Origin of the sequence: Flavobacterium sp. HTF (assembly GCF_003105115.1) — a bacterium.
Taxonomy (GTDB): domain Bacteria; phylum Bacteroidota; class Bacteroidia; order Flavobacteriales; family Flavobacteriaceae; genus Flavobacterium.
On record NZ_QETH01000082.1, the window covers coordinates 1 to 19,715 of the forward strand.

At 34.3% G+C, this 19,715-nt stretch carries 12 protein-coding genes; all 12 read right to left on the minus strand.

The features are described from left to right. Window positions 1-30: 30 nt before the first annotated feature. On the minus strand, window positions 31-1,962 hold the full coding sequence (locus DCO46_RS18250; protein ID WP_116753925.1) for a family 43 glycosylhydrolase: 1,932 nt from the start codon (window positions 1,960-1,962) through the stop codon (window positions 31-33). Between the two features lie 48 nt (window positions 1,963-2,010). Continuing rightward, on the minus strand, window positions 2,011-2,796 hold the full coding sequence (locus DCO46_RS18255; RefSeq protein ID WP_116753935.1) for a glycerophosphodiester phosphodiesterase family protein: 786 nt from the start codon (window positions 2,794-2,796) through the stop codon (window positions 2,011-2,013). 119 nt (window positions 2,797-2,915) lie between these two features. Next, the gene (bglX, locus tag DCO46_RS18260) at window positions 2,916-5,216 is read right to left on the minus strand and encodes a beta-glucosidase BglX (RefSeq protein WP_116753926.1); all 2,301 of its coding nucleotides are present in this window, start codon (window positions 5,214-5,216) and stop codon (window positions 2,916-2,918) included. An 87-nt stretch (window positions 5,217-5,303) separates the two neighbouring features. After that, window positions 5,304-6,017, minus strand: coding sequence for a prolyl oligopeptidase family serine peptidase (locus DCO46_RS18265; RefSeq protein WP_116753927.1), 714 nt, complete (start codon window positions 6,015-6,017; stop codon window positions 5,304-5,306). An 11-nt stretch (window positions 6,018-6,028) separates the two neighbouring features. Next, window positions 6,029-7,402, minus strand: coding sequence for a glucoamylase family protein (locus tag DCO46_RS18270; protein WP_116753928.1), 1,374 nt, complete (start codon window positions 7,400-7,402; stop codon window positions 6,029-6,031). Between the two features lie 70 nt (window positions 7,403-7,472). Further along, on the minus strand, window positions 7,473-8,957 hold the full coding sequence (locus tag DCO46_RS18275; protein ID WP_116753929.1) for a RagB/SusD family nutrient uptake outer membrane protein: 1,485 nt from the start codon (window positions 8,955-8,957) through the stop codon (window positions 7,473-7,475). A gap of 4 nt (window positions 8,958-8,961) precedes the next feature. After that, the gene (locus tag DCO46_RS18280) at window positions 8,962-11,976 is read right to left on the minus strand and encodes a SusC/RagA family TonB-linked outer membrane protein (RefSeq protein WP_116753930.1); all 3,015 of its coding nucleotides are present in this window, start codon (window positions 11,974-11,976) and stop codon (window positions 8,962-8,964) included. A gap of 244 nt (window positions 11,977-12,220) precedes the next feature. Beyond that, window positions 12,221-14,965 (minus strand): LuxR C-terminal-related transcriptional regulator, encoded by a 2,745-nt coding sequence (locus tag DCO46_RS18285; RefSeq protein WP_116753936.1) that lies wholly within the window; start codon window positions 14,963-14,965, stop codon window positions 12,221-12,223. A 69-nt stretch (window positions 14,966-15,034) separates the two neighbouring features. Beyond that, on the minus strand, window positions 15,035-15,460 hold the full coding sequence (locus DCO46_RS18290; RefSeq protein ID WP_116753931.1) for a DUF3995 domain-containing protein: 426 nt from the start codon (window positions 15,458-15,460) through the stop codon (window positions 15,035-15,037). Between the two features lie 22 nt (window positions 15,461-15,482). Then, window positions 15,483-16,667 (minus strand): acetate/propionate family kinase, encoded by a 1,185-nt coding sequence (locus tag DCO46_RS18295; protein WP_116753932.1) that lies wholly within the window; start codon window positions 16,665-16,667, stop codon window positions 15,483-15,485. A 154-nt stretch (window positions 16,668-16,821) separates the two neighbouring features. Beyond that, on the minus strand, window positions 16,822-18,915 hold the full coding sequence (gene pta, locus DCO46_RS18300) for a phosphate acetyltransferase (protein WP_116753933.1): 2,094 nt from the start codon (window positions 18,913-18,915) through the stop codon (window positions 16,822-16,824). A gap of 63 nt (window positions 18,916-18,978) precedes the next feature. After that, the coding region (locus DCO46_RS18305; protein WP_116753934.1) for a CorA family divalent cation transporter at window positions 18,979-19,715 on the minus strand (737 nt) is incomplete at its 5' end.

A 19,715-nucleotide genomic window follows, 5' to 3' on the forward strand; every position in this document is an offset into this window, starting at 1 on the left:
AGAGGTTTTTAAATTTTTATTAAATTAAAATTATTTTACTTCGATAATCTTATTTTTTTGGCCAATACCATTTTCATTAAAAGGCTCAATTGTAAAATAATACTTTGTTCCTTTATCCAGACCTCTGAAGTCATAAGAGCTGTTTCCATAAACCATAATACTGTTGTACAATTTATCCGGCGTTATTCCGTAATAGATATTATATCCAATTGCATCTGCCTGTTTTTTCCATGAAATAATCGCATTTCGGGAATCAGCTGCATTTCTTTTGACTTTAAAATCTGAAACTGATTTTGGCTTTTCTGCCAGTCCGTTTCCGAATACCCTGAAATCAGAAACGGCAAACAGACCTGATGCATTATGAATATTTTCCATTTTGATATAACGCGCTTCGATTGCTTTTGTTAATTCTACATAATCGTGAGGTACGTCTTTATCGTTTTTAGATTTATCTACAACCAGTTTCCAATTGACAGCATCATCAGACATGTATATTTTATATTGGTAGTAAATATCCATTGCTTTATTGTGCTGCATTGCTTTATGATCTGCATAGTTAATCTGTAATGCATTGATCTGCATTTTTCTTCCTAAATCAAGCTGCAGCCATTCGCCCGGGTTACTTGTTTTTGCCGACCAGTATGTCTGAATGTCTTCGTCTGTCAGGTTTTCGGGAGTATAGCAGAATTTTTCATATACTTTTTTACCTCCGTTGTCCATTCGGTTTGTTTCTACTTCCATACATTCTTCAGAAGAAGAAGCGGTTACCTGTTTTTTATAAGATAATAACATCCATCCTGATGAAGCGCCTTTTTCCTGATTTCTTTGGCTTGTAGGCAAAGTAATTGGAAAATCTCCATAAGAGGTTATAGAATACATTACATCATCTTTATCAAATCCGGCAGGAAACATATCTATACGACGTTCAAAACGATCTTTTATAGAGATTTTACAAGTTCCTGTATTCCAGTAATTGCCATAATTATCGGCAAAAGTATTTCCGTGTCCGGCACCAATTACAAAACCTCCCGGCTTATAAGACATCGGATTGTGTTTTTGATAGACAAAAGGCCCAAGCGGGTTATCCCCCACATGAACACCATTTGCGTAACCTTTAAACTCTGTTGCCGGTGCACCATATTGCATGTAATATTTTCCGTTGTGTTTGGTCATCCAGGCACCTTCAATAAAATTACCCCAGGGAGCAGGTTCCATGTCATTATTTGGGCCAAAACGCTCCCAGCCATGCAGCGAAGGATCTAATCCTACAACCGCTTTCGCCTGTCCGTATGGCTTCTGGATGTCTTCTACTTCTGTTGCGGCATACAGTTGCGCATAATCTGCCTGATTTCCTTTTGGCAACCAGGTATTATAATCCACTTCTACGCCTACAAGTGGCAATTTTCCACTTGAACCATAATACATATATACTTTTTTATCATCATCCTGAAAAATAGCCGGATCCCAGGTTGGCAACATCGCTTTGTCTACATGTTTGATCCATCTTCCTGATTTAGGATCTGCAGTTTTCCAGACAGGATGGTCTTTTTTCCAGGTTGAACCTACATAAAATAAAGTATCATTTACTACCCATGCCGCTGGTGCACACTGATCATCATCTCCGGGATTTCTTTGAAAACTTCCGTAAACGAAATTCCAGTCAGACATATCTTTACTCCAGAAAAATCCGGCCTGATTGGTTGCAAACAAATAATATTCTCCTTTGTAGGTAATGATTACAGGATCTGCACTTGAACGACGGGATATCGGAATCCCATTGTGATTCTGGGTTGTATAATTGTATCCAATATTTATCGGATTACAATAAGTTGTTGCTGCTTTGTTGGGATCAAACCATTCTGTTTTCCCCGGAAGCTGCATTTTTTGTGCCTGAACATTTATGCTAAAGCAAACTAAGAGCAACAAAAGTGTTCTTGACATTGATAAATATGTTGTTTTCATTTTGTCTTTTTTTTTGGTTTCGAAAAGCGTTGAATTTAGCTATCCGATTTATTTTTTAGCCTTCAGTCTTTGTTGCAGAAGCTCTGGTTCGTTTGTCGTGATGTAATTAAACTTATTTTCAATAATCCAGTCCATATCTGCTGCTTCATTAACTGTCCATGCGTTTAGAATAATTTTGTTATCTTTTGCTTCCTGTATCCATTCAGGGTGTTTCCTGAAGACAGAATAATGATAATCAACGCCGTTAATATTGTCTGCTTTAACTTCTTTTGGTGATTTATTTCCTTCTAAATATTGTAGAGAAGTCTTTGGATCAACTGATCTGATTTGTTTTAGAATGTCATAATCAAAACTTATGTAACAGGTTTTTTTATCCGCTTTCAGTTTCTTAATGGTTTCAACCGCTAACAAGGCTGTTTTCTTTCCTCTTTCTTTACTGATTTCTGAAGGTTTTATTTCGCATACCAAAAGAGTGTGTTTGTTATTTTTAATTCCTTCTGAAATGTATTCGTGTAATGTTGGCAGTTTCTCTCCGTTTGAAAGTTTAAACTTGATTAAATCAGAATAACTGGTCTGTTCAATTACCATTTTGTTATAATGCGCATCGTGATTAATTACAAGTGAATCATCAGCCGTTCTCCACACATCAAATTCTGAACCTGGTAATTTTAAATCGATCGCATGCCTTAAAGCTGCAATTGAATTTTCAGGCAGGTTATTTTTTTTCCATGCTCCGCGATGTGCTACAATAGCATTTTTTTGTGCATTACACGAAGAAAAAGTGATGAGAAGCACTAAAAAAGAAATGCGACTAAATATTTTGAAAGTGTTCATATTCATTAGATTTAAATTTTAAGAATAATCGTTCTTAGGGCTAAAAGACTAGTTTTTTGTTAAAAAAAAGCCCTCCGCCTAACCACTTGCGAAGGGCAATTACTAATCAATTTAACCAACTATTTAGTTAACTCAAAACTAACTTTCTTATCTGCGTTTGAATTTGTTCCCACAAAAACATCAAACTGTCCAGGTTCAGCTACAAACTGTAAATCAGAATTATAGAATTTTAAATCTTCTACTGTGATCTCAAAAGTCACAGTTTGTTTTTCTCCTTTTTTAAGGGTTATTTTTTGGAAACCTTTTAGTTCTCTAACCGGTCTTGTAACAGATCCTACTAAATCTCTAATGTATAACTGAACGGTTTCTTTTCCGTCAAAATTCCCTGTATTGGTTACATCAGCAGAAACAGTTACTTTTCCGTTGAAGTTCATCTTATCTGATGAAATTTTTACATTTGAATAATCAAAAGTGGTATAGCTTAAACCAAATCCAAATGGAAATAATGGTTCATTTCTTTCATCAATATAATTTGATCTGAATTTTTCGAATTTTCCTTCTGTGTTAGAAAGTGGTCTTCCTGTATTTTTGTGTGCATAGTATATTGGCAACTGCCCCACGCTTCTTGGAAATGTTGTTGTCAATTTCCCGGAAGGATTAACATCTCCAAACAAAACATCTGCAATGGCATAACCTGCTTCTGTACCTGCAAACCAGGCATTTAAAATGGCCGGAACTGTTTTTTCTTCGTCAGTAATAACTAACGGACGTCCGTCAAACAATACTAAAACAACTGGTTTTCCTGTATTGATTAAAGCTTGTAATAAATCTTTTTGTGCTTGTGGAATTTCTAAATTGGTACGGCTGCTTGATTCTCCGCTCATTTCTGCAGATTCTCCAAGTGCAGCAACAATTACATCTGACTGATTTGCAACTTTTAAAGCCTCTGCTAATAATTCTTCTTTAGAACGGCCGTCACGGTGTAAGGTTTTACCAAACATTGTAGCGTTGGTTTCAAAAGTTTCATCATAATCTAAATTACTTCCTTTGGCATATAAAACTTTCGTGTCTTTTCCTGCAACTTCCTTGATTCCTGCCAATAACGAAATGGCATTTTCCATTCTTGTCGCCACACTCCAGGTTCCCGGCATGTTTTCTTTAGCATCTGCCAAAGGTCCGATCAAAGCAATTGTTCCTGATTTTTTAAGAGGAAGTAACTGATTTTGATTTTTTAATAATACCAGAGACTGCGCTGCAATTTGGCGTGCTTCTTTTCTGCTGTCTGTTGTGAAGATTTCAGTTTTGGCTCTTTTTTCATCACAATATTTGTATGGATCCTGGAATAGACCTAAATCATATTTAGCTTCCAAAATAAGTTTTACGGCATTGTCAATCTGCGCCATAGTAACTCTTTTTTCATCTAAGGATTTTTTTAAAGTTGTTAAGAAACCTTCTCCAACCATGTCCATTTCAACACCGGCATTTAGTGACAAAGCAGACACATCCTGCAGATTCCCCATTCCGTGTTCGATCATTTCCGGAATTCCGGTAAAATCTGTTACTACAAAACCTTTAAATCCCCATTGTTTTCTTAAAACATCTGTCATTAACCATCTGTTTCCTGTTGCAGGGATTCCGTCAATTTCGTTAAAAGAAGCCATTACAGAACCTACTCCGGCGTCAACCGCAGCTTTGTATGGAGGAAAATAATCATTGAACATTCTGATATGACTCATATCAACTGTATTATAATCACGTCCGCCTTCTGGTGCACCGTATAACGCAAAGTGTTTTACACAGGCTAAAATTGAGTTGTTTTTAGAAAGATCGTGTTGTTGGTAACCGTTAACCATTGCCTTAGCGATTTGGCTTCCTAAGTACGGATCTTCACCTGAACCTTCAGAAACTCTTCCCCAACGCGGGTCGCGGGAAATATCCACCATTGGTGAGAATGTCCAGTTGATACCGTCTGCACTTGCTTCTTTTGCAGCAATTTGCGCACTTCTTTCAATTAATCCCATATCCCACGTACATGACAATCCTAACGGAATTGGAAATGTCGTTTCGTAACCATGAATAACATCCATTCCAAAAAGCAACGGAATTTTTAAACGGCTTTGTTCAACAGCTATTTTTTGTACTTCCTTAATTTTTTGAACTGATTTTATGTTGAACAAACCTCCTACTTTCCCTTCAGCGATGTTTTTTGCCACATTTGAGCTATTAGCTTGTCCTGTAGTAATATCACCTGATGTAGGTAAGTTTAACTGACCTAATTTTTCGTCTAAAGTCATTTTAGAAATTAATTCTGCTACAAATTCAGACTTTGGTTTGATTTTCACTGTATTTTTAGTGTTCTTTTTCTGGGCATAACCCAAAACAGCACATCCTAAAAAAAGTAAGACTAATTTGTTTTTCATGTGTATTTAATATTTGTTTTATTATGGGGGCGTGGAATCGCTTTTATTCTGTTTGCAAGTTTAGAATTAAAGTGATTTCAGTCTGTTTTATTTGTTTGTATTCGTTTTTTTCTGCTTCAGCATCCAGTCATAAATTGCTGCATTATCAAAAACTCTTGTCCAGCTATCATGGCCTGCATCATCAAAAATGGTTAACGTCACATCTGTGGCATTGCATTTTTTTAGTTCTTTGTAAATAGTTATCGCATAATCGACTTTTACTACATCATCCAGTAATCCGTGATATATTCTTGTTGGAATTTGCGAAATTTTACAGGCTTCTTCCAACTGAATGAGATCAACAAAACCGGATATTGGTACAATTGCCGCAAACATTTCCGGATAAGCAAGAGCAAGATTCCATGCCGCCCAGCCTCCTGAGCTTAATCCCGTAACATAAATCCTGTCAGAGTCTATATTGTTTTCTTTCTGGATTTTAAGAATCAGCTGATGAATGGCATCGATATCCCAGTTCTCTCCTTCTTTGCATTGCGGTGCCAGAACGTAAGCATCTAATTCATGGTTTTTTAAATATTTTAAAGGTCCATGAATTTTTACTTTTTCGATATCAGTTCCTTTTTCGCCATCACCAGATACAAAAACTATTAATGGCTTTTTCTCTTTTGTGTTTACTGGTTTATGCAAAGCATATCCTAACTCATAATTAGTTACAATAACAGTTTTGAATTTTCCTGATGTTTCTTTTTGTGAAAAACTTAAACAAGAGATCAATGCCAGTAAGAACGTTATTCTGTATTTCATTTAGAAAATAGTTAGATTCCGTATTTTCCTGATGTAAAACCAAGTTTTTTTAAACCTTCTTTTACTTCGGGAGCATTCATAAATAATTTCCATAATAAACCAGAACGATAATTCTCAATCATTACAACCTCCGGTCCCTGATCTATGGCTAAATATCGTTTTGCTGTCCAGTTATTTTCTAAACTTACCGCATCATAAAAACCGGCTTCTCCCCAGGTTTCATTTTTATGGTTTTCATATAAATTACGCATTACCGCAATAGATTCTTTTGGCATATAAACAATCGAACTAAACGCTGCCGTTGGAGAGATAACTCCCTTATCGTTACTCGGCATATGTGCATCGTAACCAATCGAACCATCAGGATTTCTCGAATAAGATGCTGTTAAACCCCAATAATCTGCTCCGTAATACTTATTTTTCTTAGGATTTTCAATACAGTATTTATAATCGATTTCAACCTGATTTTTGTTCAGATCAAAATAATTGGCATATTTATCACTCAATTGATTTGGATCTAATCCCACATAAGAATAATGTGCCCAGAACAATGGTCCTCCAAATTCTTCTGCTCCATTATGTTTTAAAATTAACGGAATGTTATATTTTGTTTTTGAAGAAACAATGCCCCCGCTTCTTGCCCATCCTTCATGATACACTTTTGGATCAATTGCATGTGTTGGTGAAGATGCAGCCATGATATACGTAATCAGGCATTCATTATAACCTTCCAGAGCAAAATTCATCTGCCAGGCATAGTTTGGTGACCAGTGCCAGTATAAAACATCTTTATTATTAGTAAACCATTGCCATTCAACACCTTTCCAAAGTGCATCATATTTTGCTGCTACAGCTTTCTCTTTTTCATTACCTGTTTTTAAATACTCACGAACAGTAATCATTCCTGAAATTAAAAATGATGTTTCGACTAAATCTCCTCCATTATCTTTAGTCCCAAATGGTTTTACTTTTCCTGTATTTCCGTCAATCCAGTGTGACCATGCTCCATGAAAACGATCTGCTTTTGCAAGGAAATCGGCAATTTTGTCTAATCTTTTTACTCCTTCTTCTTTTGTAACATATCCTCTTGACATTCCGGAAACAATTGCCATTAGTCCAAACCCCGAGCCTCCTGTTGTTACAATATGGGCATCGTTTTCAGGATAATTTCCGTCTGGATGAAAACGTTCTCTTGCTAATCCTGAATTTGGCTCAGCATAATCCCAAAAATATTTGAAGGTTTGTTTTTGAACAATATCTAAAAGCTGTTCATCACTTAATGCAACACCAGGTGTATTTTCCTCTGTATTCTCTTTTGATTTATCTGCATTTGATCCACAGCTAAAAAAAATAAAAGCTAAAAATAAAACTGAAATTCTAATCATTTCTAAAATTTTAATATTGTAATAAATCACTTCCTCCAGAATTTGAAGGAAGTGATTTTAATATATTTGATTAATAACCGCCCGGGTTTTGTGTAGAATATCCAACTGACTGTTGAATAAAGCTAGATGGAATTGGAAATAACTCATGTTTTCCAACAACAAATGTTTTACCGTTAGGAAACTGTGGGCTTACATCAGCTTTCATTGCTGCCTCAGCCTGACCAGTTCTAATAAGATCAAACCATCTGTCGTGTTCGAAAGCTAACTCAACTCTTCTTTCTTTCCAGATAGCAGTTCTAACATCTGATTGGGATACAGCAGGTGTATCTCCAATATTAGCTCTGTGTCTTACTTGATTTAATAAAAGAATAGCATCCCCTGTTTGTCCTAATTCATTTAATGCTTCTGCTTTCATCAATAAAACTTCAGCATATCTTAAATATCTTAGATTGGTATCTGTAAATTCCTGATTGTAAAATGATGACGAATATGCTTTATAATTGTATCTCGGATTAGAAACCGTTGAAGCTACAACTCTTCCATCATATAAAGTTGTGCCTCTAAAAATAATGGTTGCATTTTTTCTAATATCTCCAGCTTCGTATGCATTAGCAAGTCCTTCAGTTGGTGTATTGAAACCCCAACCCCAGCCTCCAGCACCACGTGGTGCCTGAGAAACTGTATAATTTCCAATTCCAAATCCTGGTGAAGTTGTTGAACCAATTCCATTAATTTCAAAAATTGATTCTGCACCAAATTCCCCTTCTTTTTTAAACATTAAAGAATAATCTGAAACTAAAGAATACCCTGTTACTTTATTACAATTGTCAACAACATTTTGCCATTTTTTTTGATATAAACTTACTTTGGCCAATAATGCATATGCAGATCCTTTTGAAACCCTTGCTACATCTAAGCCAGAGTAAGCTGATTTTAATGGCAACGCTTCTGCTGCATCAGCTAAATCTTTTTCTATAAAAGCATACACTTCTGCTACTGATCTACGGGTTAATTGCATTTCTTTATCAGCCTGAGATATTGGCACAGGAGATAAATGATCCACAATAGGAACTCCTCCATATCCTTTTACAAGAGTAAAATACATAAAAGCTCTTAAAAATTTTGCTTCTCCAGCTAATCTGGTTTTTAAGGCAGGGGTTACCTGATCTAGCTTAGGTAACATTTCAAGTGCCTGATTACATCTGTTTATACCAGCATAATTATAATCCCAAATACTTTGAAATGATGGTGTTGAAGCATTATAAGTCAAAGCATCTAAAACATCTTTATCCGAACCTGTATCTCCTGGATCTGAACCTTTGTCCGCATCATCTGAAATAATACTTGTAACGCCGTTCCATGCAAAAGAAGACATATCCCATGATAAGAATATATTGTAAATTCCATCAACTAATGATGTTGCTCCTTCATTGCTGTTAACCTGCTCCGGATCAGCAGGAACGTTCTTTGTTTGATCCACATCCAAGAAATCATCCGAACATCCAGACATACATAATGCTGAAAGAACAAAAAATGATATATATAATTTTTTCATAATATTAAAATTTTAAATTAGCACCAATAACAAATGTTTTTAACGCCGGGTATGCATCTAACTCAACTCCCTGAGTCCCTGTAACCAATTCTCCATCTCCAAGAACTTCAGGTGAGAATCCTGAAAATTTCTGAGTGATAAACGGATTCATTGCATTAACATAAATTCTGCAATAGTTAATAAAACCTTCTTCTCTTAAAGGAAGTTTATAACCTAAAGTGATGTTGTTGATTCTAAAGAAATCTCCTGATTCTAAATAGTAAGTTGAAGCAACTGGAACCTGATTAAATGGAGCTGGATTTGAAGCATTTGTATTTGTTGGTGTCCAGAAGTTCGTTGCAAGAGATGCCTCTACATTTTCTCCATAAAAACGTTGTGCTTTTTTACCATTATAAACTTTTGCACCACCTGTACCATAACCATCAACTGAGAAATCAATATTTTTATAGGTTACTCCCAGAGTTACTCCGTAATTAGATGTTGGTAATACTGAGCCTACATATTTTCTGTCACGTGTTTTATCTAAAGAACCCTGAGTAACTTTATCTCCGTTTGCTGTATAGTACAACATTTGTCCATTTGCAGGGTCTATACCTGCATATTCATACATATAAAAACTTCCTAAAGGCTGTCCTACTGATGTATTATTCAACATTTTTGTAGTTTCACCGTTTCCTAATGATCCTCCAGTAATTGTAGCTAATTGAACATCCTTAAGACTAGTTAGTTCATTTTTGTTGTGAGAAAAATTTCCTCCTACCCAATAACTTACATTGTCATTAATTTTATCATCCCAACGTAATGAGATTTCAAATCCTTTGTTAGAAACTTCACCAACATGTGTTGGTGATGCTGCAGTAATTCCTGAAGTTGAATATGGTGTAGAATTCAAAATTGCATTTGTTGTATTTTTATCATAAACATCAAATGATCCTTTCAATCTATTGTTTAATAATTCAATATCTAAACCTACAGAAGACTCTTCTACAATTTCCCATGATAAATTTGGATCTATTTGTGAAATAATACTCTGACCAACACCATCATTGTAATTTAAACCCGAAGTCAAAAATTGTCTGTTAAGTGGCACTTTTTGGTTTCCTAATCTACCCCATGATCCTCTCAATTTTAAAAGATCTAATCCTTTTACATCAGATAAAAAACTTTCCTTGGTTACGATCCATCCCAAACCAATAGATGGAAATGTTCCCCATCTATAATCGCTGGCGTAATTAGAAGAACCATCACGTCTTAACGTTCCTGTTATTAAATATCTGTCTAATAGTTTATATTGAAAACGTCCAAAATAAGAAGCTAATCTGGACTCGTTTTCGTTAATAGCTTTATAAGTAGTTACTCCGCCATTTTGTGCATATGCATAGCCGTCTAAGCCCCAAAAATTACTATTTGGATTTACGTTTTTGATATCTGCTGTTGTTTTTTCTCTTGTACCAATAACGTTAGCTTCAATACCAGCTGTAATTTCTACATCATGAATTTCACCAAAAACTTTATTATAAGTGAAGTAGTTTGATAAATTCCAATTGAAATAATCATCCGTATTTCTAGTTAATGTGTTTGTATTCAAGCTCTTTTTATCGTAACCAGATTCTGCTCTATTAGGATCTGCTGCTAACCAAAGACCTAAATTATCAACATAGTTATACTGTTTGTATGTATAATATTCTCCGTTAAATTGTGAAGTGAATTTTAATGATTTACTTATATCATAATCTAATCTTAACCCTCCCTGAAGAACAACACTTTTTTGTTGTTCATTATTATAATCTAAAGCAACCACAGGATTTCCTACTGAATTAAATGAATCCCCAGTTTGTGATATAACGCCATTTTGTATAAATGGAACTCCATATTTACCATTAGGGTAATGTACGGGAACTAATGGAGATTGTCTGTAAGCAGAAGTAAATGCACTTAATGGCTGAGGAGTATTTTTTATAGAACTCACACTAAAATTTTGGCTGATTTTAAGCTTATCTGAAATCTTATATTCATTGTTACTTCTAAAGGTTGTACGCCCATACTCTGTTCCTTTTAAAATACCATCTTCTTCATAGTTACCAATACTAAAAAAGTATTTAATGTTTTCTGAAGATCCTGAAAGAGAAATATTGTTTTGAGTATAAGTACCAGTTCTGGTTATTTCATCAAACCAATTTGTATTGTAAGGTTGATTTTGAGAAAATCTTCCTGCAGGAAACTGATTAATGAAAGCAGCATTGTTATATTGAATATATTGGTCGCTGTTTGCCATTTTTACCTTTTTTAAAGGTGTTCTAAAACCTGCATAGCTATCAATATCAACAGTAAGCTTTCCTTTTCCTGTTTTTGTTGTAATCATAATTACACCATTTGCTCCTCTGGTACCATAAATTGCTAAAGCAGAAGCATCTTTCAATACTTCATATGAGGTAATATCATTAGTGTTGATGTTATTGATATTATCTGCTGGCATTCCGTCTACAACATACAATGGACTTCTTCCTCCTAAAGCTGTACCAACCCCTCTAATTACGATAGATGGCGTACTGCCTGGAGCATCAGAAGTAGCTACCTGAACCCCTGCAGCTTTACCCTGAATAGCTTGTGATGCATTGATTACCTTCATTTTTGTAATTTCTTCGGACTTGATTGAGCTGACAGCCGAAGTATTATCAATTTTCTTTCTGGTACCGTATCCGATAACAACTACTTCTTTTAAGGCAGTATCACCTGCTTCTTTTAATGTAATTGTCATTGGTGCGGCAGTTGCCGGTACAGAAACAGGATCAAAACCTAACATAGAGATTTTTAAAATGTCTCCAGGTTTTGCATTAATCGTAAAGTTTCCGTCGAAATCTGCATCAGCAGTTGCTCTGGCATCGGATGAAGCAATAACTGCTCCTGGAATTCCCATTCCGCTGCTGTCAACTACTTTTCCTTTAATTGCTTGTACCTGTCCAGACATATAAGCTGGCAGCAATAAGAGCGCTAAAAAGCTAAAAATAAAATTTTTCATACAGTTTGTAATCGTTTAAGTTAGTAGAGCCAAATTAAGCAATTACAACGTTGTAGTACATCAAATGGCACTACTACATAGCTACATCACTACATCAAAAATCGCTCATAATGTTTTAAAATTCAAACACTTAATAGTTTTAAATTTTCTATCAACATAACGTTATGATGTAGTAATGATGTATTGGAATTATGTAAAAAAAGGGATACAAAAATATAATATGTTTAGAAAATACATATCAATCTTACAGAGTTAATAAAAATTTTGACAGGTTTTCGTCCTGAGTAAGGTTTAATTTCTTTCTGAGTCGATATCTGTGTAATTCAACACCTCTGAAAGAGATGTTCATCATAGGAGCAATTTCCTTAGAAGAAAGATTCATTTTCAAATAAACACACAATTTTACATCTTTAGGAGTAAGATTTGGAAATTTTTTGGTCAGGGTGATTATAAATTCGTTGTGTATTTGATTTAGATTAGTCTCAAAAATCTCCCATTCATGTTTATTAACTTCATTAATCTTAATAGCTTTCTTTATTTCACTTTTAAGTTTATTAAAGTCTTTTTCTGAATCTAAAATATTTTGAATATTCTCAATCATTTCACTTTGTTTGGCTATAGAAAGGGATTTTCCTGCAACTTCAGAAGATTTTGTCTGCAGTTCCAATTCAAGGATATGCTTTTCGTATTCCTGAAGATTTAATTCGTTTTCCGCTTTTAGCTCCATTTCCAAAATCTCACGCTGATGTTTTAATTCTTCTGCCTGTAATTTTAATTTCTGGATATATCTTAATTTGTTCCATTTATAATATAAAAATAAAACTAGTGCTATTACTAAAATATATAACGAAACCATCCAGAACGAGAAATACCATGGTTCTGCTACTTTAAATTTAAAATCCGAAACTTTATCATAAGTTGCACCATCATGTTTATAGATTTCTATGGAATGAAATCCGCTGCTAAGATTATTAAGCACTATCAGTCCGTCAGAAATTGGCAGGAATTCTTTATTGTTATTTAATTTGTAAAATAAATTAGGCCTGCTGGCACCGTATATTCCGGATATTACATTAATTTTTAATTCTGTATTGAATTTAATTTTGGAATCATTTGAAACTAAAGTATTGTCACTAAAAGCTTCTATTTTAATTGTAGCATTTTGCCTGTTTTCATATTCCAGTTTAAGTGAAATAAAACCGTCATCAAGATTGAACAGATAATCATTCTTATCTTTAAAAATCCTTAGATTTTCGTTTATAAGCTTTCCTTTATAATATTTTTCCTGAATGATATTCCAGATAAATTTATTTCCTTCGGCATAAATATGGTATAAAATTCCGTTTTGCAAAACCATAAAATGATCTTCATCGATCGCCACGATATCTGATACATTTTTGAAATTAGTATTAAATAATTCGTTTTCTTCCAGTTTATTAGAAATCGAATTATAAGTATACCAGGTATTATTAATCAGAAAAAGTATTTCTTTTCTGAATTCGAAAATCTTAATTCCAAAGTCATTTTTTATATTGCTTTGCTGAGTTACGTTTTCTACCTTTTTTGTTTTGTAATTATCATCCAGTAAAACATGGTACAATCCTCTGTAATTATCTGCGGCCCAAATTTCATTTCGTTTATTCTGGGCGACATATTTAATCGGCTTTGCCAGGTCTTTGATTATTTTATACTGGGATAAGTCAGAAAGGTTGTCGTAAACGAGAATACCACTGTATGTAGACTGAAAATAGGTATTATTGATACTACTTTTTGATAAATTCCATCCTCCGCTTACGTTATTTATTCTGCTTAAAGTACCGTTTTGATAAGAGAATGTCCCATCATTATGACCTATAATAAATTTATCATTAATTTTAGCAATATTCCAGCCCTGGCCTTGTGTATTTGGCATCATGCTGAATTTTCCTGAACCATATTCAAATACACCATGATTGGAGGCAATAAGATATCCTTTGTTGGTAGTGGCGACTGAATAAACGGAGCCCAGGATTCCGGAATTATCATAAAAAAAAGATATTGGAGAATTGACCTCAACATGCGCAATTCCGTTATCTAAACCAAGCCAAAGATCGTTTTCCCTGTCAAATCCGATACTTAAGATCGAATTATTCATCAGAACATTCTCCCTTTCTATAATTTTATAAAGATTTGTTGTTAGATCTAAAATTACAATTCCCCTGTTTCCTGTTCCTATAATAAGTTTATTGTCTTTTATAAACTTTGCCACATTTATTGTAGCTGATTTTAAAATTTCATTTAATGGATTATTCCATGCTTTCAGGCCATTTTTCCCAACAATGAAAATTCCTTTCTTCTGTGTAAAAATATAAGTCTGATTTTTATGCTTTTCTATAGCATGTACAACTGTATTTTTGAGAACACTCCAACCTTTTGGACTGGCGATATGTTTGCCGTTCATTTTAAAAATCCCTTTCTGAACTGATGCTACATAAAGATTTTTATCTACAGCGAAACAATATGAAATCAAAAACGGAAATTTTATTTTCTTAATCGTTTTTCCGTTATAAATAAAGACGTCATTAAATGACTGAAAATAAAGCGAGCCATTATATCTGAAAATCTTCCAGATTTCTTCATTGTCTTTTTCGTCAAATAATCTAAGATTTTTTGTAATCGATACATAATGCATCGTTCCGTCTTTTCTGTACCAATAACCAAATTCCTTATAAGAACCTGAGTAAATTTTATCTCCTTCGATTAAAATAGATCTGATAATGGTTTTGTTCGGAAGTGTATATTTTTCCCATTTTACTCCATCGTAACGAAGCAAATAATGGTTATTGGCAAAATACATTGCGTTATCATTTCCCTGTACAACATTCCAGATTTGATTATCTCCCTGATAATCAGATTTGCTGTAGTTTTCTACGAAGGGAAGTAATTCTTGTGCCTGAAGTTGTAAAGCGATGAAAAAGAAGAAAACTGATTTAAAAAGTATCGATTTCAAGATATTCAATTTTAAATCCAAAGATACTGACAAATATTTAATTTTCTATTGCAAAATAAGATAAGCCTTTTAGGTCGATATAGCCATCAACAATGTTAAAATGCCTATTATTAAACATAACGGAGCAAAGTATTTAGTGTCATTTTGCCCAAATTTGGTGTTTTTTATTTTTTTGAAAAAGCCCAGATACTTAAAATCCCCGATTGCTCTTAAAATAAATACTGCCATTAAAATCCATAGGCCATATTTATAAATCCCTGAAGGTATTTTGAGATAAAGTATTTCAACTTTTATTAAATAAAAAACACCAAAACCAAACAATGCAATGGCAACAAGCAACGTCGCAATTATTCCGGGATTTCTTGGTTGCGTTGTATTATCCGGTGTTGGATAAACACCCTGTGTGCCCCATTTTCCTCCAAAAGCCCAATAAAAATGAATTAATGAAAGAAAAAGAAATAGTAAGAATAATGTCACTGCTATAACTTTTACCATTACAGAAATATATTTTAAAAAATTAATTTTCTAATAACTGAAAAACCTGATTTGCGATTTCGTACTCTTCATCAGTCGGAACAACTAACACTTTTACGGTTGAGTTTGCTGAATTAATTTCTCTCACTTCTTTAGAACGAATTTGATTTTTTGCCGTATCAATTTCAATTCCGAAATAGTTCATATCGGTACAGATCAAATTACGCATATAAGAAGAGTTTTCGCCAATTCCGGCTGTAAAAACAATAGCATCCAATCCTTTTAAGGCTGCTGCGTAAGCACCAATCGTTTTTCTGATTCTATACGCATTCATCAATAAAGCCAGTTCACAATCCTTATTTCCTTCCTGGGCTTTTGCTTCGATATCACGCAAATCGCTGTAACCGGTTAAACCAAGCATTCCGCTTTGTTTCAATAAAATAGAATTTACTTCATCGGGCGTGTAACCCAAACTTTTTACCAGATAAAAAATAACCGACTGATCGATATCTCCTGCACGGGTTCCCATAATTAAGCCATTTGCCGGCGAAAAACCCATTGTGGTATCAATGCTTTTTCCGTCTTTAACGGCAGCCATACTACAGCCGTTTCCTAAGTGAATAGTGATGATTTTAGAGTTTTTGTCCAAATAACTAATTGCCTTTTCTGAAACATATTTATGACTTGTTCCGTGAAAACCATATACACGGACTTTATGTTCTGTTAAAAGGAAATTTGGAATCGCATATTTATGGGCTTCAACCGGAATTGTCTGATGAAAAGCGGTATCAAAAACGGCTACTTGTTTTGCTTCAGAAAATATCTCTTCTGCCACATTTATTCCAACTAAATGCGCCGGATTATGAAGTGGTGCCAATTCTGAAAGTTCTTTTATTTTTTCTTTAACTTCTTCTGTTATGATTGTTGTATCAGAAAAATAACTGCCGCCGTGAACCACTCTGTGCCCCACTGCCGTAATTTCTGAAGTTGTTTTAATTACTCCCGTTTCAGGATCCAGTAATAATTCTGCTACTTTTTGCAAACCCACTTTATGTGTTGGAATTGGCAGTATTTCTTCATAAGAATTTGTAGCGGTTTTAAAAGTGATATTGGATGTTTCCAAGCCAATTCTGTCAATCATACCGGTACAAATTACTTCGTTTGCCGGCATAATCATTAATTGATATTTTATTGAAGAACTTCCTGAATTTATTATAAGTATTTTCATTTTTTTAAAAGTTGCTAAGATACTGAGTCTCTAAGGTTCTGAGTTTTTTTTTATTTAAAACTTTATTGTCATCCTGAGCAAGTCGAAGGCTCGTCAAACAAAAAAGGGCTTCGACTTCGCTCAGCCTGACATATTTTATAATTAATAATTGTTTTTAAAGTCCCTGTGCCTGAATCGCTGTAATCACAACTGTATTGATAATATCATCTACTGTACAGCCACGGCTAAGATCGTTTACAGGCTTGTTTAAGCCTTGTAACATCGGACCGATTGCCAATGCTCCGGTTTCTCTCTGAACCGCCTTATAAGTATTGTTTCCGGTATTTAAATCAGGAAAAATAAGAACACTCGCCTGCCCTGCCACCTCAGAATCCGGCATTTTGCTTTTTCCAACGGTTAAATCGACAGCTGCATCATACTGAATTGGTCCTTCGATTTTTAAATCCGGGCGTTTTTGTTTTACAATCGCTGTTGCAGTTCGTACTTTATCAACCTCATCTCCTTTTCCGGATGATCCTGATGAATAGGAAAGCATGGCAATCTTAGGTTCAATTCCAAAAGCTAAACTTGATTCTGCCGATGAAATTGCAATTTCTGCCAATTGTTCTGCCGTTGGATTTGGATTAATGGCACAATCTCCAAAAACCGAAACCCTGTCTTCTAAACACATAAAAAACACAGAAGAAACCACTGATGAATTTGGTTTTGTCTTAATAAATTGCAACGCAGGCAAAATAGTATGTTGTGTGGTATGAGCCGCTCCCGAAACCATTCCGTCTGCATGGCCTTTATAGACCATCATAGTTCCAAAATAAGAAACGTCCTCCATTAAGTCCCTGGCCATTGTTATACTTACGTTTTTGGCTTTTCTTAGCTCATAATAGGTATTGGCATAATCTTCGTAAAGATCAGATTCTATTGGATTTATAATTTTTACTTTAGAAAAATCGAAACTAATTCCAAGCTCGGTAATTTTATTTTCGATTTGTTTTTTGTCTCCAATAATCGAAATATCTACCACGTCCATATCTAATAATCTAGAAGCAGCGATAATAATTCTGTCGTCGTTTCCTTCCGGAAGAACGATATGTTTACGGTGCTGCTTGGCTCTTTTTACCATGTTGTACTGAAACATTTTTGGTGTCATACCTTCTGCTTCAAAAGTGATTAATCTTTCTGACAGTGCTTCTATTTCAACATATTTTTCAAAAGTAGTAATCGATGTCTCGATTTTATGTGTGTTATTGGCATAAATCTCAGACCGGATACTTCCTATTTTATTTGTAATATGATAGGTTCCTCCATCTACGGCAATAATAGGTACAATTGCTGAAAGTCCTTCAATAAGCTTTAAAATACTATCTTCAGGAATAATATTTCCTGTTAGAATAATTCCGGAAATAGTAGGGTAATTGACTGATTCATTAGCTTGTAATGCTCCCAAAATAATATCCGAACGATCTCCGGGCGTAATTACAAGTGCATTATTATTCAGATGAACCAGATAATTATGCAGTTGCATGGCCCCCACGCTGTAATGACCGATTTCGTTATTTAGATAATTTTCTCCAAATAGAACTTTTGCATCTAATACATTCACAATTTCCTGCATCGTAGGATTGTTCAAACTCGAAATTAGCGGAATTGTATTGACTAAAACATTTGCAGGGAGGCTTTTTTGAAGGCTTTTAGTAACAAGCTCAATATTTTCGGGCTGTACTTTGTTTGCAAATACCGACAAAACCTCTACTTCTTTTACCTTAAAGGAATCATAAACCAAATACAGGCTGTCTACAAGTTCTTCTAAAGTTTTACCAATACCGGAACCAATAATTATGGTTGGAATCCCGAGGTTTTTGGCAATAAGAACATTTAAATCTAATTCAATTGATGTTCCTTCGCCTGTAAAACTCGTTCCTTCTACTAAGACAAAATCGAAACGCTCTTCGAGACGTTTGTATTTTTCGATTATTAAATCTAAAACTTCTCCTATTTTACCTTTATTCTTCTTTTTGATTAATCTGCTTTTTGTAATGGCATAAGCATCCTCAAATTTGATATCAAGATTAAAATGTGAAAGAACTGTTTCTATATGATTATCGATTTCGCCATCAACAAAATCTTCTACAATAGGTCTAAAGTACCCAACTTTTGCTGTTTTACCAATCAGAATACTCATTAAACCGAGGGTAATTATCGATTTTCCGCTGTTCTGATCGCTTGTGGCTATATATACTGCTTTACTCATAATTATTTATATTGATTCTAAACAAATGTACTGTAAATCAAAAATTTTATTCCGAAACAAACGTTAAAACCAACGTCTTTTTTTGAAATAAATGATTAATGCGATTACCAGAAAAAACATGCCAGTCATAACTATATAATAGCCATTTTCTGCTTTAAGTTCCGGCATATTTTCAAAGTTCATTCCGTATACTCCAACTATGAAGGTTAGCGGAATAAATATGGCTGAAATAATGGTCAGGGTTTTCATAATTTCATTCATTTTTCGGCTTTGTTCCGAAAAATAGAAATTAGAAGCGCTTTCCAAAGAACTCATATCTGACTCTATCTGCTCTAAAAGTTCTAAACTTTTTTGATGAAGCCTTATAAAAAAATTAAACGTATCCTTTTGAATAAGGCCATTGCTATCATCATCCTTAATTGTTTTGAGATAATACAATGAATCCCGAAGGGGTACAATAGATCTTTTTAAAAAATTTAAATTATCGCGATGATTTTCAATCTTTTCCAAGATGATTGGTTTGGCTTCTTTTTTAGTCAGATTGATTAGTTCCTCTACTTTATCTTCTTCGTCTTCCAGTGTAATATAAAAATTCTCCATCACGGCATCTAAAAGCAGGTATAGTAAATAATCTACTCTTTTTGTCCTTACAATTCCTGCATGTGTGCGGAGACGCTCCCGTATGTGTGTAAAGAAGTCGCTTCTTTTTTCCTGAAAAGAAATTAAAAGGCCTTCTTTTAAAATAAAACTGATTTGTTCAACACTAATATTATCTGAATATTCCGAAGGTAAAAGGGACT